Origin of the sequence: Streptomyces sp. NPDC002680 (assembly GCF_042889145.1) — a bacterium.
GTDB classification, from domain to species: Bacteria; Actinomycetota; Actinomycetes; order Streptomycetales; family Streptomycetaceae; genus Streptomyces; species Streptomyces adonidis.
The window spans coordinates 72,824-90,838 of sequence record NZ_JBIAQP010000013.1 but is presented as its reverse complement, the minus strand read 5'-3'; the positions used below and the strand labels follow the sequence as shown (position 1 = coordinate 90,838).

Genomic DNA, 18,015 nt, shown 5'->3' with positions numbered 1-18,015 from the left:
CACCGGGGGCGCACCGGGCGGGAACCACCCCACACCTCGGCCGTGGAGCCCATTGATGCACGTTCCCCACGACGCGCGACGCCCCAGCCGGGCGCGCGTCACCCTGCTCACCGAAGGCACCTACCCGCACAGCCACGGCGGCGTGAGCGTCTGGTGCGACCAACTCGTCCAGGGCATGCCCGACTTCGACTTCGACGTCATAGCCGTCACCGGCACCGGACGCGAACCGCTCGTCTGGGAACTGCCCACGCACGTCTCGCGGGTCAGCTCCGTCCCCATGTGGGGCGATCCGCCCGAGGGCCGCGCGCCCCGGGGCCGTGCCCGCGCCCGACTGGCCGACGCCTACGAGGAGTTCCTCACCGCCCTGCTCGACCCGCACGCCGAGGCCCGCTTCCCGCGCGCCCTGTACGTGCTGGCCCGGGCGGCGGCGGGCCGGACCCTCAGCCCCTTCCTGCGCGGCGACCGGGCGATCACGATCCTCACCTCGGTGTGGAACCGGCCGGGACCGGCCGTGCGCGAGGCCGCCCCGAGCCTGCACGACGCGCTCACCGCGACCGCCCTCCTGGAACACGCCCTGCGCCCGCTGGCCGTACCGCTCCCGCGCACCGGTGTCACGCACGCGGTCAGCGGGGGTCTCGCCGTCCTGCCGGGCCTCGCGGCACTCGACCAGCACGGTGTGCCCCTGCTGCTGACCGAGCACGGCGTCTATCTGCGCGAGCGTTACCTGGGCTACCGCATCGCGCCCTACCGCTGGCCGGTGAAGGCGGTAGTGCTCGGCTTCTTCCGGCTGCTGGCGCAGGAGAGCTACCGGCGGGCCGCCCTGATCACCCCCGGCAACCGCTACAACCGGCTGTGGGAGGAACAGGGCGGCGCCGCACCGGAGTCGATCCGCACGGTCTACAACGGCGTGGACCCGACGGCCTTTCCACCCGCCGGACCCGAGCCGCAGGGACTCACCCTCAGCTGGGCCGGCCGGGTCGACCCCATCAAGGACCTGGAGACCCTGATCCGCGCCTTCGCGCTCGTACGGGCCCAACTCCCGGACGCCCGGCTGCGGTTGTTCGGCGGTACACCGCGCGGCGGCGAGGCCTACCGGGAGCGCTGCGAGGCGCTGGCCGCCGAACTCGGGCACGCCGACGCCGTCACCTTCGAGGGCCGCGTCGACGACATCCGGGACGCCTACGCGGCCGGCAGCGTGGTGATGCTGTCCAGCATCAGTGAGGGCTTCCCGTTCACCCTGATCGAGGCTATGTCGTGCGGGCGGGCGACCGTCTCCACCGACGTGGGGGGCGTACGGGAGGCGGTCGGCGACGCCGGATTCGTGGTGCCACCGCGTGATCCGGCGTCGATGGCCGCGGCGGCGCTGGAACTGCTGGGCGACCCGGCGCGGCGCCGGGCGATGGGCGAGGCGGCGCGGTTGCGGGTGATCGAGCAGTTCACGCTGCGCCACACCATCGACACCTTCCGCGCGATCTATCGTGAACTGCCCACGCTGGACCGCGAGTTCGAGTGCGTACCGGTCCTGGCGGAGCCCCTCGTCGGGGTCGCCGGATGAGCGGGCCGATCTTCCTGGAGCCCAGCGGTGCCGAGCAGGACACGCTGATGCTGCGGCTCTCCGACCTCCAGCCGCCACGCCGTCGGCCGCGTTGGGCCGTGAACGACTCCACGCTCACCATCCGGCTGCCCTGGCTCGGTCCCGACGAGGAGGCGGTGAGCCGCCTCGCCGCCGAACTCGCCGACCGTATCGGGCCCGCCGTCCACCCCTACGAGGTGGCCGCGATCCTGGAGGCGGAGGGCCTTTCGGCATCGACGATCAGGAACCGGTACGGCCACCCCGACCTGTTCTCGCTGGCCGCCGCGCTGTTCGAGCTGGTGCCACGGACGTTCGCGGAACCGGCCCCGGCGGCCGACCCGTGGCGTCCCGACACGGCGCGCTGTCTGCTGCGGGGGGTGCTGTTCGCCCTGCCGGGCCTCGCGTACCTGCTCACCGCGCCGCTGTGGAACGCGGGGGAGCACGCCGCCGCGCTGATCATGGCGGGGCTGGTGTCCTGGGCCTGGGGCCAGGCGCTCGGTCACCGCGCCCACCTGCGGCTGGCGACCGGACGGCGCGAAGGCGGCCGTACCCTGCTGGCAGGTGCGCCCCTGGGTGCGCTGGTGGCCACCGCGGCTGCCGCACCGCTCGCCGACAGCGGGCCGTTGCTCCTGGCGGCGGCAGCGCAGTCGGTGTATCTGGCGGCGGCCGGGGTGCTGCTGGTGCTGGGCCGCGAGCGACTGCTGCTGGCCGCGCTCTCCCCGCTGATCGCCGGGGCCGCCGTACTGCCCTGGTGGGAGCCCGGGGACCTCGTGCGGGCCGAGCTGCCGACGCTGGCCCTGATGGGCACGCTCGTCGCGGCCGTCCGGGCGCTCAGGGAACCCCTCGCGACGCCCGCCGTGCCCGGCGCGGTCCGGCCGCGGGTGCGGTCCTCCCTGCCGTACGGCCTGTTCGGCCTGGCGGCCGGGGTGCTGGTGCTCTTGGAGGCGCGCCAGGAGCCGTACGCGGTGATCGTGCTGACCGTCAGCATGGGGCCTGCGGAGTGGCTGCTGTACCGCTACCGAGGGTTGTCGGTGGCCGCGCTGCGCGCCGCCGCGACACCGGCGGAGTTCCTGCTGCGCACGGCCGGCATCCTCACGCTCTGCCTGATCGGCCACCTGCTCCCGCTGTGGCCGGTGGCCCTGCTCACCGGCGTCGGACCCGCCGCGCTGCTGTCGCTCGCGGCGGTCCTGTGGATCGCCCTGCTGCTCCAGGCGTTCGGGGCGGCCTGGCCGTCGGCGCTCGTCTGCCTCACCGCGGCGGGCGGCGCCGGGGCCGTGACACTGCTCGGCCTGCCGCCGGGCCCGGCCGACGCGCTCGCCCTGTGGTGCGGCACCGCCGCGCTGTATCTGTCGGCCTGCGCGCTGTGGCTGCTCGGCCGTCCCGCGCCCCACGCGTGAGCGGCCCGCCCCACACGCGTTCGCCGCTCACCTCCCCACACCTCAACTCATCGGAAGGACCACCGAGTTGACCTCCGCACCGATCGCCGCCGTCACCGGAGCCGAGGGGTTCATCGGCTCCCATCTCACCGAGGCACTGGTCGCCTCCGGGCACCGGGTCCGGGCCATGGCCCAGTACAACTCCTTCTCCTCCTACGGCTGGCTGGAGACGCTGCCGAGCGACGTCCTCGACCAGGTCGAGATCGTCCTCGGTGACGTACGGGACCCCGGCTCGGTCCGCGGCCTCCTCGAAGGCGCCGACTGCGCCTACCACCTGGCCGCCCTCATCGCGATCCCGTACTCCTACCAGGCACCCCACAGCTACGTGGACACCAACGTCACCGGCACCCTCAACGTCCTGGAGGCGGTCCGCGCCCTGGGCACACCCCGGCTGGTGCACACCTCCACCAGCGAGACGTACGGCACCGCCCTGACCGTACCGATCACCGAGCACCATCCGATCAACACCCAGTCGCCGTACGCCGCTTCGAAGGCGGGCGGGGACCGGCTGGCCGACAGCTACCACGCGAGCTTCGAGACGCCCGTGGTGACACTGCGGCCCTTCAACACCTTCGGGCCGCGTCAGTCGATGCGGGCCGTGATCCCCACCGTCATCGGTCAAGTGGCCGCCGGGGAACGGACGATCACCCTCGGCGACCTGCGCCCCACCCGGGACTTCACCTATGTCAAGGACACCGCGCAGGCCTTCCTGGCCGTCGGCACCGCGCCCGCCGAGCGGGTGGTGGGACGCACCTTCAACGCCGGTACCGGCGGGGAGATCTCGGTCGGCGACCTGGTCGCGCTGATCGGCAAGGTGATGGACACCGCGCTCGACGTACGCGAGGACAGCGCACGCGTCCGGCCCGCCAACTCCGAGGTGATGCGGCTGATCGCGGACGCGAGCCGGCTCACCGCCGCGACCGGCTGGCAGCCCCTGCACACCCTGGAGGAAGGCCTGGCGCACACCGTGGAGTTCTTCCGCGACCCCGCCAACCTCGCCCGCTACAAGACCGGCATCTACAACATCTGACCCGTCGGGCACCGCCCTCACGAACCTCACCAACCCCACGAAGGAGGAGTCCCATGCACGCGGTGATCCTGGCGGGAGGCAAGGGTGTCAGGCTGCGGCCCTACACCACGGCGCTGCCCAAGCCGCTCGTCCCCATCGGCGACCAGCACGCCATCCTGGAGATCGTGCTGCGCCAGCTGGCCACGGCAGGCTTCACCCACGTCACCATCGCCATCGGCCACCTCGGCGAGATCATCCGCGCCTACGTCGGCGACGGCGCCCGGTGGGGCATGGACATCGACTACGCCACCGAGGAGAGCCCGCTGGGCACCATGGGCCCGCTGCTCACCCTGCGCGAGAAGCTGCCCGAGACGTTCCTGGTGATGAACGGCGACGTCCTGACCGACCTCGACTACGCGGACATGCTGCGCACGCACGAGGAGTCGGGGGCGCCGCTGACCATCGCCACGTACGCCCGCAAGGTGCACATCGACTTCGGGGTGCTGACCACCGACCTGTCGAAGGTGGTCGCCTTCACCGAGAAGCCGAGCATGGACTACCGCGTCTCCATGGGTGTCTACGGAGTCTCCCGCGACACCCTGGACGGCTACACGCCCGGACTGCCGCTGGGCTTCGACGAGTTGGTCCTGGACCTGATACGGGATCAGAACCAGCCGCACGCGTACGACTTCGCGGGCTACTGGCTCGACATCGGGCGTCCCGACGACTACGACCGGGCCAACGCCGAGTTCACCTCCCGCAAGTCCCATCTCCTCAAGGGGGCCTGAGCAAAACATGCGCATTCTCGTCCTGGGCTTCACCGGCTTTCTCGGAGCCCATGTCGCCGAACGGCTGCGCGCCCTGCCGGGCGCTCAGGTCCTCGGTGCCGGCCGCTCCTCCGACGCGGACCACGGCGTCGACCTCGCCTCCGTCCGTCCGGAGGAGCTGGCCAAGACCCTGGCCTCGGTGGAGCCCGACGCGGTGGTCAACTGCGCCGGCGCGACCGGCGGCGACGCCGTGACCCTCGCCGAGGTCAACGCCCGTGGCCCGGCGGTACTGTGCGCCGCGCTGCGGGAGGCGGCCCCGGAGGCCCGGCTGGTCCACCTGGGCTCGGCCGCCGAGTACGGGCCGGGCGAGCCGGGAATCCTGGTGACGGAGTCCGCGGCGACCCGCCCGACAGGCCCGTACGGGGCGACCAAACTGGCGGGCACGGTCGCCGTCACCGCCTCCGGACTCGACTCGGTGGTACTGCGGGTGGGCAATCCGGTCGGCCCCGGGGCGCCGCCCGCCGGGCTGCCGGGTCGGCTGACCGCGCTGCTGCGGGACGCCGGCCGCGGCTTCGACGCGGTGCTGCGGGTCGGCGACCTGTCCACCCACCGGGACTTCGTGGACGTACGCGATGTGGCGCGGGCGGTCCAACTCGCGGTCACCGCGCCCGAACCGCTGCCACCGGTGCTGAACATCGGCTCCGGCAGGGCCGTCCCGGTGCGCGAACTGGCGCACGGCCTCGCGGCGAAGGCCGGTTTCCGGGGCCGGGTGGAGGAGAACGCCGGGAGCGGACGCTCGATCCGCTCCAGCGAGGTGTCGTGGCAGTGCTCCGCGATCGGCGCCGCCGAGGAGGCCCTGGGCTGGCACCCCCTCCACACCCTCGACGAGGCGCTCGCCGCCCTGTGGGAAAGCGACGGCTCACCGTGAGTCTGCTGGTCCCGCTGTATGTGCACCCGACCGAGGACCCGGCCGCCTGGCACCGCCTGATCCAGACGGCCGGGCGGCACACGTACGGCGTGGTCCTCAACCCCGCGAACGGGCCCGGCGAGCATCCCGACCCCTCGTTCACCGCGGCGGCCAGGGCGCTCAGGAAGGGCGGCGCGCGGCTCCTCGGCTACGTCGACACCGACTACGGGGTGCGCCCACGGGCCGAGGTCGCGGCGGACCTGCGGCGGCACCAGGAGTGGTACGCGGTCGACGGCTGCTTCCTCGACCGGGTGACGGCGACACCGCACGCGCTGCCCGCCTGCCGACGGCTGGTGCGGACGCTGCGCAAGCTGGGCGCCGGGACGCTGGTCCTCAACCACGGGATGCACCCGGCACCCGGCTACGCCAAGCTGGCCGACCTGACCGTCACCTTCGAGGGCCACTGGTCGACGTACGTGTCGGTGTTCAGCCGCCCGTCGTGGGCGATGCGCCTGCCGCCCGAGCGGCTGTGCCACCTCGTGTACGGCGTTCCCGAGGCGCTGGTGCCGCTCGCGGTACGCACCGCGAGAGAGCGGGGCGCCGGGATCAGCGGCCCCGTGACCGGTGGACTACCCAACCCCTGGGCCGAGTTGACGCCCGCACTGACCGGAACGGATCAATGAGGCACACGGCACGAGCGATCCTGTTGGCACTGGCCCTGTCCCTGGCGCTGGCGGGCTGTTCCGGCACGGAGCCGGAGGACGGCCGCTGGCAGCCTGGCCCCGGGCTCGACTGGCAGTGGCAGCTCGACAGCAGGGTGGACCCGTCGGTGGACGTGCCCGTCTACGACATCGACGGCTTCGAGAACACGGCGGCGGACGTGGCCCGGCTGCACCGCGACGGCCGCAAGGTCATCTGTTACGTCAACGTCGGCGCGTGGGAGGACTTCCGGCCCGACCGGGCCGCCTTCCCCAAGTCGGTGCTGGGTGAGGAGAACGGCTGGGCGGGCGAACGCTGGCTGGACATCCGGAAGCTCTCCGTGCTGCGGCCGATCATGGAACGCCGCTTCGACATGTGCCGAGGCAAGGGCTTCGACGCGGTGGAGCCGGACCTGGTGGAGGGCTACAACAACGACACCGGGTTCCCGCTCTCCGCCACCGACCAGCTCCGCTACAACCGCGTGATCGCGGACATCGCCCACGACCGCGGACTGTCGGTGGGCCTGAAGAACGACCTGCCCCAGATCCCCCAGCTCCTCTCCGACTTCGACTTCGCGGTCAACGAGGAGTGCGCCCAGTACGACGAGTGCGCGGAACTCACGCCGTTCGTCGCGGCCGGCAAGGCGGTGTTCCACGTCGAGTACGCCGTTCCGACGGGCCGTTTCTGCGCCGAGTCGCGGCGGCTGAACCTGTCGTCGATGCAGAAGCGACTGGAACTCGGGGTGTGGCGCAAGCCGTGCTGAAGCGGGAACACGTGGACGTCGCCGTGTGGATCAGGGCCAGGACGGACCGTGTCACGTGCCTCGCAGGCCGGGGAACAGCGCGCGGGCGCGGTCGGGGTCCGGTGAGACGAAGACGCCGTCCGCTGCCACCAGGACGGTGGAGAGGTCCTCTTCGGTGGTGATGGTGCCGGACACGGAGATCCTGCGGTCCTCGACCCCGGTGACCCGGGCGTACACGCGCAGGGGCGTCTGCAGGGGAACGGGACGGCGGTAGCGGGTCTGGAGAGAGACGGTCATCCCTGGCATCCCGGCCGCGGCGCAGGCCCACCCCATCAGCTCGTCCAGGAGCATGGCGCTCATGCCTCCGTGTCCGTAACCGGGCGGCCCTTCGTGGGCGATGCCGAGGACGCAGGTTCCCGCGACTCCGCCATCGGCCGGTGCGACGCGCACGGGGGGTGCGAGCGGGCTGCCGGCTCCGGTGACGGGGCTGTACATCCGCACTCCTCCCGGGAACTCGTCCACCGACGGGATCTCGGCGCGGGCGCGGCGTCGCCCGGTCAGCTGACCGGTGAGCGTGCGGACTCCGTCCGCCACGCGGTGCAGGGTGTCCGGCGAGGCCGCGGTACGGACGGTGGCGTCGACCAGGGCACGCAGTTCGTGACCCAGTACGGCGATCGCCGCCCGTTCGTGGTCCGGTTCCTTCCGCGCCGGTCGTTCCTGGACGGTGCTCGTCGTGGAGTGGTGGTCGAGGGGTGATTTCATCGGTTTGTCTGGGTGTCCTTGTGCCGTGTGCCGCGGCTCGGTGGTGTGGGGTCAGCCTGCGGTGGGGGAGAGGGGGGTGTCGCGTACGAAGACGGGCTTGAGGTGCTTCTCCGGTAGTGCGTCGGGGAGTTGTTCCCAGTCGAGGACGTGGGAGACGACGCGTTCCGGTGAGACCTTGCCGGAGGCGGCGAGTTCGAGGGCGTCGGGGATGTGGTTGCGGACGTTGTCTCGGGCGATACGCAGCGTGACGCCGGTGAGGTACATGTCGAGCAGGGGTAGTTCGCCGGGGCGGAAGTGGTTGCCGGCGGACTCACAAATGCCTTCGGGAGCAAGGGACTTGACGGCGAGGGCGAGCTGGTCGACGCGGCCGGTGGCCTCGACGGCGATGTCGAAGCCGTGTCGCACCGGTTCGAGCGTCTCGGCGGTGGCGGCACCGTAGCCCCGGGCGAGTTCGCGGTGTACGGGGTCGGGATCGACGTACAGGACGTCGGAGGCGCCGAGCGCGCGGGCGATGTCGCAGACGTAGAGGCCGATGCTGCCGCGGGCGACGACGAGGACGCGGGCACCGGGCTTGTTCTTGAGGTGCGGGGCGACCAGGCGCCAGGACAGGGACCAGTTGTCGCTGGCCGAGGCCATGGCGACCGGGTCGAGGCCGGCTGGCAGGGGTACGAGCATGGCGTCCGCGAACGGGACGCGGACCAGGTCGGAGAAGAGTCCGCCCCAACTGCCGCCGAGCGGCGCGCCGTACATGGCCATGTGCGGTACGGCCGTGCAGTGCGCGGTGAGTCCGGCGAGGCAGTGGTCGCAGGTCCCGCAGTTGATGGACCAGGGGACCACCACCAGGTCACCCGGGGTCACGGTGGTGACGTCGTCGCCGGTCTCGACGACCCGGGCCACGCACTCGTGGCCGAGGGCGAAAGGCGGGTCGATGAAGCCCCGGCCGGCCAGGATCATGGAGTCGACGTCGCAGGAGGTGGCGGCCACCGGAGCGACGATCGCTTCCCGGTCGGCCTGGAGCTTGAGGTCGGGCGCCTCACGCCACTCGACGGTGTTCCGGGCGACGTAGTTCAGCTCACGCATCGGCCTGCTGCCCCTTCGCCAGCGCCACCAGATCGGCGTAGCGGATGACGGAGCCGCTGGCGCCCCAGGTGCCGTCGGGCTGCTCGTGCACCAGCACCCACACGCGTAGGGCATCGGCGGGGGAGAGCCCGGCCGAGTCGAGCACGGTCCTGGTGGCGTCCTCGACCAGGCCGGCCTTACGCCGCTCGGACAGCGCGCCCTGCGGAACCGTCACGTCGACGAGGAAGCGCGGTGTGTCGTCCTCGGCGGTGGTCTGCGCCCCTTCGGGCAGCTCGACGAGGTAGCTCCAGGCCTGGGCGCGGAAGAACGCGGTGTCGGGTGCCCCTTCCCAGCGCAGCAGGACGGCGGCCAGGTCGCGTTGGACGGTCTTGCGGCTCCCCTCGGTGAGGGAACCGTGCGGGACGGTGAGCCGGATCATCGGCATGAGGAGATCTCCTTTCGGCGGGCGCGCGGGCTATGACGATCGTTATAACCGGAGATCACGCTAGACTATGACGAGCGTTATATCCAGATGGGAGTACGGTCTTGGCCAAATCCAGCACGCCGTCGCGCGAGCGCATCGTGGCCGGTGCGGCCGACCTGATCAGCAGGCGCGGCCTGAACGCCGCGAGCATCCGCAACCTCGCCAAACACGCCGGGGCGCCGCTCGGTTCGACCTACCACTACTTCCCCGAGGGCAAGCAGCAACTGGCCACCGAGGCGGTGCGGTACGCGGGCGGGACCGTCTCGCGCATCCTGCGCAAGGAGCTGGGGGAGGGCCCGGTCGCCGGATTGCGCGCCTTCCTGTCCCTGTGGCGCGGCATCGTCGTCGAGAGCGACTTCCGTGCCGGTTGCCCCGTACTGGCCGTATCCGTCGAGGAACCGCCGGCTGACGGGATCCCGCCCGCCCTCGTCGCCGCCGCCGAGGCGTTCGAGGACTGGGAGCGACTGCTCACCGCGTCGCTGCGCGAGCGCGGAGTGGCCCCCGACCGGGCCGAGGGTCTCGCGGCCCTGGTCGTGGCATCGGTCGAGGGCGCCACCGCCATGTGCCGCGCCAAGCGCAGCGCGCGACCCCTGGATCAGGTCGCGCAGCAGCTCGAAACCCTTGTCGTCGGCGCGCTCGACGGACCGGCTTGACGGCGCGGTTCTACCGGGTCAGGCGTCGATCGCCGCGCGGATCGCCTTGGCCTTCTCCTCGGTGAACACGCCGCCGGCCAAGAGGGTGAGGATGGACAGGACGCCGCCGCTCGGGCCCCAGCTGCCCTCGTCGATGACCCGGAAGTTGACCCACCAGGCCGGCGACGGCCGCGGCAGACCGCAGGCCTCGGCAAGGGCAGCTCAGGCTGTCGTCCGCGCCGTGCGGTGGTACGACGCCACCAGACCGGCCGTCGAACTCGGCGCCCCCCGGGGGGTCCAACTGCCCCCGGGACACGTACTCGTCGACCTGTTGGTGACGGCCGCTCCGGAGGTCCGGTGCGTCGCCCTGGACGAAGGCATCGACCGCGTCGCGCGTACCCCGCCCCGACACCAGGAAGGAACCACACCATGACCGCCCCCATCGTCGCCACCACGGCAGGAAAGGTCAGCGGCATCGAGATCGACGACGGGATCGTCACCTGGCGGGGCATCCCCTACGCGGCGGCCCCGCTCGGCGACCTGCGCCCGCGTCCGCCCCGGCCGGCCGAGCCGTGGAACGGGACGCGCGCCGCGACACGGTTCGGCGCGCCAGCCGTCCAGCCACCCCTGGCTGGAGTGGCTGCCCTCGCTGCTGCCCGCAGGTGCACTAGTCGGTAGGGGCCCGTCCCACGGGGACCGGACCGTCGAGGATCTCGGACACGTGATCAGCCAGGTCCGGCGGCAGCGCGGGGCCCGTGGGCGCGGAGAGTTCCGGCAGGGTGCACCAATGTGCGCCGTGGCGTGGTGGTCCCGGCCGGCGCAACCTGACCACGAAGAGGAACTCCTCGTGTCGGGTCACCTCGCCCGCCACGACGGACGAGACCGTCCGCCGGTGCGGGTGCCGCGGCCCTGGCTCCGTCGCCGGAAGGGCGAGGTCGGCGAGCAGGGAGTCCGCTGTCCCTTCGGCGGATTCGTCCGGTCGGCGGCGAACGCCTGGCAGGGTCCAACGCGGTGCGGTGCCGGGCCGCTCTTCTCCGACCAGGAGTATCCGGTCGTCGGTGTCGACGGCGATGAGCCGGACCCAGTACTCGGTGGGCCTACGAGGAATGATCACCCGGGCCGCACAGGGGTCCGGGAACCGGTGGAGTGCGCGATCGAGGCCGGGAGCGGTGTGCCGGAGCACGCGGCCACGAAGGCGGCGAAGAGCGCCTCGTCGCCGGAGATCTCGGGGTGCCACTGCACGCCCACCACGAACCGTCTCTCCGGATCCTCGACGGCTTCCGGCAGACCGTCGTCGCTGCGGGCGGTGACCCGGAGCCCGCCGGGGTCGGCGACACCCTGGTGGTGATGGGAGTTGACCCGCGTGGAGGGCCCGTACACGGCGGCTGCCCTGCTGCCCGGGGCGAAGGTCAGCTCGTGTTCGCCCAGAACCCCTTCGCGGGGGAGATGCCGGGTGTGGCCGAGGACGTCCGGCAGATGCTGGTGCAGCGTGCCGCCGTACAGGACGACGAGCAGTTGCAGGCCGCGGCAGACGCCGAGCACGGGCAGGTTCCGGTCCAGGGCCGCGCGGAGCAGCAGGAGTTCGCCGGCGTCCCGGTCCGGGCGGGGTTGGTCCGTGGCAGGGTGGCGGTCCTGGCCGAGGTGCGCCGGGTCGATGTCCGCGCCCCCGGGTAGGAGCAGACCGTCCAGCCGGTCCAGCACATCGGCGTCCCGGTCGTCCGGCGGCAGCACGACGGCTCTTCCGCCGGCCTGGGTGACGCCGTGGACGAAGGACTGCTGGATGACCGTGGCGTCGGTGTCCCAGATGTTCCAGCGGGCCTGCTCGCGATAGGCGGCAATGCCGATGACGGGGCGACGGCTCATGAGGCCACCCCCACGGCGTCCAGCGCCACGGTGTCCGGACCCACCGTGTCCGGACCCACCGTGTCCGGACCCACCGTGTCCGGACCCACGGAGTCCAAGCCGCCCTCGCGCAGGGTGCGCAGCGAGTTCGAGGCGAGGGCCAGGGCCGTACGCAGGAGAGGGGAGTCCGCGTCGAGGCGGGCGCCGACCCGGGGGCGGCGGCGGAGCCGGGCGGTGCGGTCGGCCAGTTCCCCGTACGATCCGTCTCCCTGTACGGCGGCCGAGAACACGTCGGCGAGTTCGACGAGGTCGGTGCCCGACAGGCCCTGATACGTGGGTTCGTTCAGGCCGATCCGTACGCCCTGTCCGGTGAACCCAGGCAGCCCGTCCAGGAAGTTGACCTTGATACCGGCCGCGGCGAGCCGGTCACTGGCCGTCTTCGGCGGTATCCCGTCGGCCGTGGTGTCCAGCCACAGTTGGTGCCCTGCGGAGTAACCCCGGTCGGCCGCCACGACCGTGAGGCCGCGCTCGGTGAGCAGCCGGCCGAACTCCTTGGTGTTGGCGACCACGTTCCGGGCGTACTCGATGCCGCCGAAGTCGCGGAACTCCAGCAGGGCGATGCCGAGACTGATCGTGGCGGCGAAGTGATGGCTGCTGATCAGAAAGTCCTGGGTGTCCCGGATGCGTTTCTCGATGTCGGGGTCCCTGGTGAGCAGGACCGCCTTCTGGGGCCCGGGGAACGTCTTGTGCGTCGAGCCGCCGTAGCTGTCCGCGCCCAGGTCGAGCGGATTGGGGAACACCCCGGCGAGGATCAGCCCGAACCAGTGGCTGGCGTCCACGTGCACCAGGGTCTCCGGGGAGGCCTTGCGCACGGTGGCCACCAGGCTCGCCACGTCCACGGGGAAGAGGCAGTGCGACTGGTCGACGTAGACGAGCGCGGGCCGCACCCGGCCGAGCAACTGTGCCGCGTGGTCCAGGTCGAGGCTGTGCGGGTCGGGCCCGCGCAGGTATTCGACACGCAGTCCCAGCCGCTGGGCGACGCTGGGGGTGGCGTAGTGGCCGCCGTTCTCGGGGGCGATCGTGACCACGGTGGAGCCGGGCTCCCCGCCGAGTGTGCCCAGCGCCAGCGTCATGGCGTTCAGTCCGCTGAGCGGCCGGGCGGACACATAGCGGGCCCCTCCGAGCTCCTCCAGGAGAGGCACGGTGAGGGCCGTCTCCAGGTCGCGCAGGCGCTCAGCGCCACGGAAGTGCCAGCGGTCGTCCTGGCCGCTCTCGTTGAAGAAGTAGCGGTGGTACGGGTCGAGTAACAGGGGGAGTTTGGCGAGGCCCGAGGTCGCGTTCTCGGAGGGGACCATGCTCAGGGTCCGGCCCGCCTCCTCCTCGTGTTCGGCGAGGAGCCGCAGGATGTCGTCGAGCGTCAGAGCGGTTTCTGGCACCTGTCTGCCTTTTCTCGTGTCGGGGAGGAGTGGTCAGTGGGAGCGGAGGGAGCCGCGCAGCTCGGTCAGCTCGACGTTGGTGGGGGCGGTGATCCGTACGCCGGAGACACGCCCGGGGCTCGTCCCGTCGAAGGCGCGGACGACCACACCGCGGTCCAGGAAGAACCGGTGGGCGGCGAGCGAGTCGTCGACCGCGACGAACCGGTAGTGGACCGGGACTCCGCGCACCACACCGTCGAACCGCTCGGCGAGGATCCCCTCCAGCTCGGTGGCGTCGCGCAGCAGGGCCGAGCGGGTGCGGTCGACCCAGGCGAGGTCGGTGAGGGCGGCGGTGGCCAGCACGCTGTCGATGTGCGAGAGCGTCCAGTTGAGCTTGCGCTCGGCGACCCGGCGCGCGATGTCGTCGTTGAGCGTCCACAGCGCACCGGTGCGGGTGCCCGCGATGCCGAACAGCTTGTTCGGCGACCTCAGGACCACCACGTTGGGCAGCCCGCCGCGCACCATGGACAGCTCGTGGTGGTCGGGGACGAACTCGATGTAGGCCTCGTCGACGATGAGGACGGACCGGGGGTTGGCGCGGGCGAGCGCGGTCAGGTCGTCGCGGTGCAGATAGAGGCCGAGCGGGTTGTTCGGGTTGGACAGGAAGACGTACGGATGGGTCCGCAGCGCCCGGCCGACCCGTTCCAGGCGGGTCCGTACGGTCTCCGTGGTTCCGGGCGGCGGGGGCAGATGGGTGGGGAACCAGCGGATGGTGTCCGTGTAGTCGGGGGTGATCACCGCGACCCGGTCGGTCGGCAGCAGCTGGGCGAGGACCCGGATGAACTCGGTGATGCCGCGACCCGGTACGAGCCGCTCCGGGTCGGCTCCCATGAACGCGGCGTAGGCCTCGGTGAACGCCTCCTCGGAGCCGTAGGGGTGGGCGAGGATGTGTTTGGGGTCGATGTCGCGCAGGGCGGTCGCGACGGACGGCGGGGGCCCGTACCGGTTCACGCAGGTGCCCAGGTCGAGATAGGGCCCGGCGGGAAGGCTCCGGAGGTCGCCGCCCTGGGACTCCAGCAAGGTCTGCACGGTCTGTTTCTCCTCAGGCGGGGGTGGGTGACGGGGGCCGTGCGGCGCGGCGGTACCGGTTCCAGACCACTGCCAGCGCGATGAGGGTGAAGACGACCATGCCGCGGATGAACACCCGGTAGCCGAGGACCGAGCCACCGATGCCCATGAGCATCGAACCGAGCGGAATGGTGGAGAAGACGGTCAGCCGCCGCAGGCTGAAGACACGGACGCGGATCGCGGCGGGAGTCAGCCGCAGCCAGACGGCACCGCCGACGGCGACGAGGACGGAGAACAGCCCGCCGGAGGCGGCCATCGCCACGACGACGGTCGCGGGCCAGGGCACGATCGTGGTGACGAGCAGCACGGTCAGGATGAGAGCGAAGGCGATGCTCGCCAGTCGCAGGCTCGCCCGGGTGTCGGCCGGCGGCGGGACCCGGACCAGGACCAGACAGCCGACCAGCATGCCCACGCCGTACGCCGAGGACGCGGTGCTGTACAGGGCCGCCTGCTGGCCGGTGGAGATGCCGTATTCGGCGTTGAAGGCGGGCAGGACGGAGTAGAAGGGGAAGACGATCAGATTGCCCAGAGCCCCGAAGAACACCAGGAACACCAGCTCTGGGTAGCTCCGGATGAGCCGGAGCGATCCGGCGGCGTCCCGCCACACGTTCCGCAGCAGGTTCACCGGGTTCAGCGAGTTCGCCGTGATGGGCGTACGGGTGTCGGCGCGCGGTTGCGGTACGGCCGCCGCCGATGCGGCGACCGCCCGGCCGAGCAGCGGGACCGCGCCCAGGGCGAGCAGTGCGCAGACCAGTGCCGCCAGGGCCACCCAGCGAAGACTGCCGTAGGCGAGCAGCGCGCCGGCGGTCAACGGGGCGATGACCCGGGCCACTTGGGGATGGATCTGGGTGAGCAGAGCGGTCCGGGCCGGTGGCCAGGAGGTCGGCGCGAGGTCGGCGCCGATGTTCTCGACGGCGGCCATGTAGATCTGCTGGAGGGAGTAGACGAGCACGTAGCAGGCGCCCGCGGCCAGGAGGGCGAGAGTGCCGCCCGGGCTCAGGCCGAAGAGGTGCAGCAGCGCCGCGAGGGGGATGAGCAGCGCCAACAAGACCGTGACGACGGTGCGCCGACGGTCGGCGGAGTCGATCACTCCGGCCAGCAGCAGGACACTGACGAGCGAGACGGCACTGGCGAGCCCGACGACGATCCCCAGATGGGCACCCCCGCCCGGGGCCCGACTGATCCACCAGCTCAACCCGAAGACCGCCAGCCCGGTCCCGATGACGGTGACCACGCTCGGCACCCACACCCCGACAAAGGGTCCGACCCCCGGCCCCGTACCCACCGGAACGGCCGGCCCACCGGCCGAAGCAGTGACCGTCGGCTGCTCACTCGGGCGGGTCATGACGCGGTCCTTCCGAGCGGGTGCGGGTGCGGCTGTCCGGGCGGGCCCGGAGACCCGAGCGGGGCGGGGAAGAGGCCGAGGTCGCCGACGGCCGTGGCGATCTCCTGGGCGAAGCGGATCAGCACGGGCTCGCTGCCAGCGGGCCCAACCGCCTGTAGGGGTACGGGAACGCGTGGCTCGGGGGTTACCGCGACGGGGAAGGTGATCGCCGGCAGTCCGGCGAAGCTTGCGACGGGGGAGAAGCCGACGCGCTGGTCGAAGTCGGTGTCGTCCGGGTGCGGAATCGTGGACGCGGACGCCGAGGACTCCTGCGGGGCCCGGGGGAGCCGGGGGTCCACCGGGAGCAGCCACAGGTCCACCCCCTGGTCTGCGAAGAGGGCGGGGACCCGGGCTCGGGTCCGGTCGAGCGCGGTGCGTATCTCGTCGTAGCGTGCCGCCCCGATACCCGCGCCGGCCTCCAGCGCGAGTCGGGTCGAGGCGGAGAGGCGGTCGTCGAGCCGGTCACGAGCGGCCCGGTACGCGTCCCAGGCCGTCCGTACGCACAGTTCGTACGTGGTCGCCCGGTGCCGCCACAGTTCCCCGAGCCGCACCGGGACCAGGTCGTGGCCCGCCCGGGCCAGCGCGTCGTGCACGGCGTCGAGGCCGGCCCGTATCTCCGGGGCGAGCGTGCTCTCCAGTGCCTCCCGCACGACACCGATCCGCAGCCGCGTGTCGTCCCGTGGTCCGGGCGCGGTGCCCAGCCCGCCGAGTCCGGTGCGGTACCAGAAGTAGGCGAGGTCGTCGGCGGTCCTGGCCAGCCAGCCGGGTGCGTCCAGCGGTGGGGAGAGCTGGAACACCCCGTCGAGCAGCTGGGGCTGGTGCGTTAGCCGCAGCCCGACGACGCCGCAGGCGGCGGCCGGGTAGCGCACGGACGCGACGGTGTCGGTGCCCAGTGCCACGTCGCAGATGTGCGCGGCGACGGCCACCGCGCTGCCGGTGCTCGAACCGGACGGATCGACGGCGGGGAAGAGCGGGTTCGAGCAGCCGTGCTCCTGGCCGATGCTCAGTTCCGGCGTCACGAGCTTCGCGACGACGGACACGCCGCGCAGCTCCCGCAGGGGCGCGGCGGACCGGGTGGGATGGTGCCGGTAGCGCCGCAGCCCGAGCCGCGTGGCGAAGCCGGCCACGTCCACGGTGTCCTTCACCCCGACCCGCAGATCGTGCCCCGTGGGCGGGACGGTACGCAGCTCGGTGGTCGCCCGGTACACCTGGTCGGCGTCCGTGGCCCACCTGTTGGCCGTGGCCCGCCAGGCCACCGCGTTGAGCCGTCCCGAGGCCAGCAGCCGGGCCCGCTCGGCGAGCGGGAGCCGAAGGTCTCCGGGGGGCTGAGGACGCGGGGGACCGGGATCGGGATCGGCTACTCCCACGGGCCGGGCGGCCGTCGGGGTCGGCGTGACGGGGGTCAACGTCCCCGCTCCGCGCCGCCGTTGACCTGGAGGATCTGGCCGGTGACGTGACCGGCCGCCGGGGACGCCAGCCAGTGGACCGTCTCCGCGACGTCCTGCGGAGTTCCGGCCCGCCCGTTGAGCGTCTGGCCGACGAGGGTGCGTTCGCGCTCCGGGGAGAGGGCGCCCCGGAAGAACTCCGTCTCGGCGATGTACCCGGGGGCGACGACGTTGACGGTGATGCCCCGGCCGCCGAGCGCGGCGGCGAGATCGTAGGCGTACGGATGCAGCGCGGCCTTGGCTCCCCCGTAGGAGCCGGACCCCGACCCCCGGTACGCGGCGATCGAGCTGAGCAGGACGACGCGTCCGCCGGGCCCGGTGAGCAGGTCCCGGAGGGCCTCGGTGAGCAGGACGGTGGTCAGGACGTTGGCCCGGAAGTTGCCGGTCCAGTGGGCGGCGGCCTGCTCGGCCGGGCTGCCCGGTGTCGGCGGAACGCCCAGGGCCGTGTTCCCGCCGGCGCTGTGCACCAGCACGTCGACCCTGCCGTACCGCTCGTTCAGGATGTCCCGGACCCGGTCGGCCTCGGTGGCCTCGGCGAGGTCGGCGGCCACCGCGGCGACCTTGACCTCGGCTCCGGCCGCCGTGATCTCGGCCGCCGTACGGTCGAGCACGTCGGTGCGCCGGCCCACGACGACCACCTGGTCCCCGTCCCGGGCGAACCTCTCGGCGACGGCCCGGCCGATACCGGTGCCGCCTCCGCTGACGACGACTACGCGTGACATATGGCTCTC

Annotated in this window: 20 protein-coding genes; 10 read left to right on the top strand and 10 right to left on the bottom strand. The window is 72.3% G+C overall.

Annotation, left to right across the window (positions count from 1 at the left end):
• Nucleotides 1-55: 55 nt before the first annotated feature.
• From pelF to ACFYXF_RS31485, 7 genes are all read left to right on the top strand, one after another.
• Complete coding sequence (gene pelF / locus ACFYXF_RS31515; RefSeq protein ID WP_389354726.1) at nucleotides 56-1,555, top strand: GT4 family glycosyltransferase PelF; 1,500 nt, start codon at nucleotides 56-58, stop codon at nucleotides 1,553-1,555.
• The gene (locus ACFYXF_RS31510) at nucleotides 1,552-2,970 is read left to right on the top strand and encodes a hypothetical protein (protein ID WP_389354724.1); all 1,419 of its coding nucleotides are present in this window, start codon (nucleotides 1,552-1,554) and stop codon (nucleotides 2,968-2,970) included. The genes pelF and ACFYXF_RS31510 overlap by 4 nt, the downstream gene beginning before the upstream one ends.
• 67 nt (nucleotides 2,971-3,037) lie before the next feature.
• Nucleotides 3,038-4,039, top strand: a complete 1,002-nt coding sequence (locus ACFYXF_RS31505) for an SDR family NAD(P)-dependent oxidoreductase (RefSeq protein ID WP_389354722.1) — start codon at nucleotides 3,038-3,040, stop codon at nucleotides 4,037-4,039.
• A 53-nt stretch (nucleotides 4,040-4,092) separates the two neighbouring features.
• The gene (locus ACFYXF_RS31500) at nucleotides 4,093-4,806 is read left to right on the top strand and encodes an NDP-sugar synthase (protein ID WP_389354721.1); all 714 of its coding nucleotides are present in this window, start codon (nucleotides 4,093-4,095) and stop codon (nucleotides 4,804-4,806) included.
• Between the two features lie 7 nt (nucleotides 4,807-4,813).
• Entirely contained in the window at nucleotides 4,814-5,713 is a 900-nt protein-coding gene (locus ACFYXF_RS31495; protein WP_389354719.1) for an NAD-dependent epimerase/dehydratase family protein, read from the top strand.
• The gene (locus ACFYXF_RS31490) at nucleotides 5,710-6,375 is read left to right on the top strand and encodes a spherulation-specific family 4 protein (protein WP_389354717.1); all 666 of its coding nucleotides are present in this window, start codon (nucleotides 5,710-5,712) and stop codon (nucleotides 6,373-6,375) included. Before ACFYXF_RS31495 ends, ACFYXF_RS31490 begins: the two co-directional genes overlap by 4 nt.
• Nucleotides 6,372-7,154 (top strand): endo alpha-1,4 polygalactosaminidase, encoded by a 783-nt coding sequence (locus tag ACFYXF_RS31485; RefSeq protein WP_389354715.1) that lies wholly within the window; start codon nucleotides 6,372-6,374, stop codon nucleotides 7,152-7,154. The genes ACFYXF_RS31490 and ACFYXF_RS31485 overlap by 4 nt, the downstream gene beginning before the upstream one ends.
• 51 nt (nucleotides 7,155-7,205) lie before the next feature.
• On the opposite strand, the gene ACFYXF_RS31480 is transcribed toward ACFYXF_RS31485, so the two are convergent.
• The 3 genes from ACFYXF_RS31480 to ACFYXF_RS31470 are packed head-to-tail and all read right to left on the bottom strand — an operon-like array spanning nucleotide 7,206 to nucleotide 9,399.
• Complete coding sequence (locus ACFYXF_RS31480; protein WP_389354714.1) at nucleotides 7,206-7,895, bottom strand: PaaI family thioesterase; 690 nt, start codon at nucleotides 7,893-7,895, stop codon at nucleotides 7,206-7,208.
• Between the two features lie 51 nt (nucleotides 7,896-7,946).
• Nucleotides 7,947-8,975, bottom strand: a complete 1,029-nt coding sequence (locus ACFYXF_RS31475) for a zinc-binding dehydrogenase (protein WP_389354712.1) — start codon at nucleotides 8,973-8,975, stop codon at nucleotides 7,947-7,949.
• A complete protein-coding gene (locus ACFYXF_RS31470; protein ID WP_389354710.1) occupies nucleotides 8,968-9,399 on the bottom strand; it encodes a 4-oxalocrotonate tautomerase family protein in 432 nt (143 codons plus the stop codon). Before ACFYXF_RS31470 ends, ACFYXF_RS31475 begins: the two co-directional genes overlap by 8 nt.
• Nucleotides 9,400-9,500: 101 nt before the next feature.
• On the opposite strand from ACFYXF_RS31470, the gene ACFYXF_RS31465 reads away from it, so the two are divergent.
• The 3 genes from ACFYXF_RS31465 to ACFYXF_RS31455 all read left to right on the top strand — a co-directional run bounded on the left by ACFYXF_RS31465 (nucleotide 9,501) and on the right by ACFYXF_RS31455 (nucleotide 10,748).
• Nucleotides 9,501-10,091 (top strand): TetR/AcrR family transcriptional regulator, encoded by a 591-nt coding sequence (locus ACFYXF_RS31465; RefSeq protein ID WP_389354708.1) that lies wholly within the window; start codon nucleotides 9,501-9,503, stop codon nucleotides 10,089-10,091.
• Nucleotides 10,092-10,182: 91 nt separating this feature from the next.
• Entirely contained in the window at nucleotides 10,183-10,503 is a 321-nt protein-coding gene (locus tag ACFYXF_RS31460; protein WP_389354707.1) for a hypothetical protein, read from the top strand.
• Complete coding sequence (locus ACFYXF_RS31455; RefSeq protein WP_389354706.1) at nucleotides 10,500-10,748, top strand: carboxylesterase family protein; 249 nt, start codon at nucleotides 10,500-10,502, stop codon at nucleotides 10,746-10,748. The genes ACFYXF_RS31460 and ACFYXF_RS31455 overlap by 4 nt, the downstream gene beginning before the upstream one ends.
• On the opposite strand, the gene ACFYXF_RS31450 is transcribed toward ACFYXF_RS31455, so the two are convergent.
• From ACFYXF_RS31450 to ACFYXF_RS31420, 7 genes are read right to left on the bottom strand one after another with little or no spacing between them, the layout of a single operon-like run.
• Nucleotides 10,738-11,184 carry a hypothetical protein gene (locus tag ACFYXF_RS31450; RefSeq protein WP_389354704.1) on the bottom strand — a complete coding sequence of 149 codons (447 nt, stop codon included), beginning with the start codon at nucleotides 11,182-11,184 and terminating at the stop codon, nucleotides 10,738-10,740. The genes ACFYXF_RS31455 and ACFYXF_RS31450 overlap by 11 nt on opposite strands.
• Entirely contained in the window at nucleotides 11,181-11,933 is a 753-nt protein-coding gene (locus tag ACFYXF_RS31445) for a gamma-glutamyl-gamma-aminobutyrate hydrolase family protein (RefSeq protein WP_389354702.1), read from the bottom strand. Before ACFYXF_RS31445 ends, ACFYXF_RS31450 begins: the two co-directional genes overlap by 4 nt.
• Nucleotides 11,930-13,348, bottom strand: a complete 1,419-nt coding sequence (locus ACFYXF_RS31440; protein ID WP_389354700.1) for a hypothetical protein — start codon at nucleotides 13,346-13,348, stop codon at nucleotides 11,930-11,932. Before ACFYXF_RS31440 ends, ACFYXF_RS31445 begins: the two co-directional genes overlap by 4 nt.
• A 33-nt stretch (nucleotides 13,349-13,381) precedes the next feature.
• Nucleotides 13,382-14,416 (bottom strand): aminotransferase class I/II-fold pyridoxal phosphate-dependent enzyme, encoded by a 1,035-nt coding sequence (locus ACFYXF_RS31435; RefSeq protein ID WP_389354698.1) that lies wholly within the window; start codon nucleotides 14,414-14,416, stop codon nucleotides 13,382-13,384.
• Between the two features lie 13 nt (nucleotides 14,417-14,429).
• Nucleotides 14,430-15,800, bottom strand: a complete 1,371-nt coding sequence (locus ACFYXF_RS31430; protein ID WP_389354696.1) for a hypothetical protein — start codon at nucleotides 15,798-15,800, stop codon at nucleotides 14,430-14,432.
• Complete coding sequence (locus ACFYXF_RS31425) at nucleotides 15,797-17,245, bottom strand: amidase family protein (RefSeq protein WP_389354694.1); 1,449 nt, start codon at nucleotides 17,243-17,245, stop codon at nucleotides 15,797-15,799. The genes ACFYXF_RS31430 and ACFYXF_RS31425 overlap by 4 nt, the downstream gene beginning before the upstream one ends.
• Nucleotides 17,242-18,006, bottom strand: a complete 765-nt coding sequence (locus tag ACFYXF_RS31420; protein ID WP_389354692.1) for an SDR family NAD(P)-dependent oxidoreductase — start codon at nucleotides 18,004-18,006, stop codon at nucleotides 17,242-17,244. Before ACFYXF_RS31420 ends, ACFYXF_RS31425 begins: the two co-directional genes overlap by 4 nt.
• Nucleotides 18,007-18,015 lie beyond the last annotated feature (9 nt).

Coding starts and splice junctions, on each gene's coding strand:
- pelF (WP_389354726.1), top strand. CDS start 56: ATGCACGTTCCCCACGACGCGCGACGCCCCAGCCGGGCGCGCGTCACC.
- ACFYXF_RS31510 (WP_389354724.1), top strand. CDS start 1,552: ATGAGCGGGCCGATCTTCCTGGAGCCCAGCGGTGCCGAGCAGGACACG.
- ACFYXF_RS31500 (WP_389354721.1), top strand. CDS start 4,093: ATGCACGCGGTGATCCTGGCGGGAGGCAAGGGTGTCAGGCTGCGGCCC.
- ACFYXF_RS31495 (WP_389354719.1), top strand. CDS start 4,814: ATGCGCATTCTCGTCCTGGGCTTCACCGGCTTTCTCGGAGCCCATGTC.
- ACFYXF_RS31485 (WP_389354715.1), top strand. CDS start 6,372: ATGAGGCACACGGCACGAGCGATCCTGTTGGCACTGGCCCTGTCCCTG.
- ACFYXF_RS31480 (WP_389354714.1), bottom strand. CDS start 7,895: ATGAAATCACCCCTCGACCACCACTCCACGACGAGCACCGTCCAGGAA.
- ACFYXF_RS31475 (WP_389354712.1), bottom strand. CDS start 8,975: ATGCGTGAGCTGAACTACGTCGCCCGGAACACCGTCGAGTGGCGTGAG.
- ACFYXF_RS31470 (WP_389354710.1), bottom strand. CDS start 9,399: ATGCCGATGATCCGGCTCACCGTCCCGCACGGTTCCCTCACCGAGGGG.
- ACFYXF_RS31460 (WP_389354707.1), top strand. CDS start 10,183: ATGGACAGGACGCCGCCGCTCGGGCCCCAGCTGCCCTCGTCGATGACC.
- ACFYXF_RS31455 (WP_389354706.1), top strand. CDS start 10,500: ATGACCGCCCCCATCGTCGCCACCACGGCAGGAAAGGTCAGCGGCATC.
- ACFYXF_RS31445 (WP_389354702.1), bottom strand. CDS start 11,933: ATGAGCCGTCGCCCCGTCATCGGCATTGCCGCCTATCGCGAGCAGGCC.
- ACFYXF_RS31430 (WP_389354696.1), bottom strand. CDS start 15,800: ATGACCCGCCCGAGTGAGCAGCCGACGGTCACTGCTTCGGCCGGTGGG.
- ACFYXF_RS31420 (WP_389354692.1), bottom strand. CDS start 18,006: ATGTCACGCGTAGTCGTCGTCAGCGGAGGCGGCACCGGTATCGGCCGG.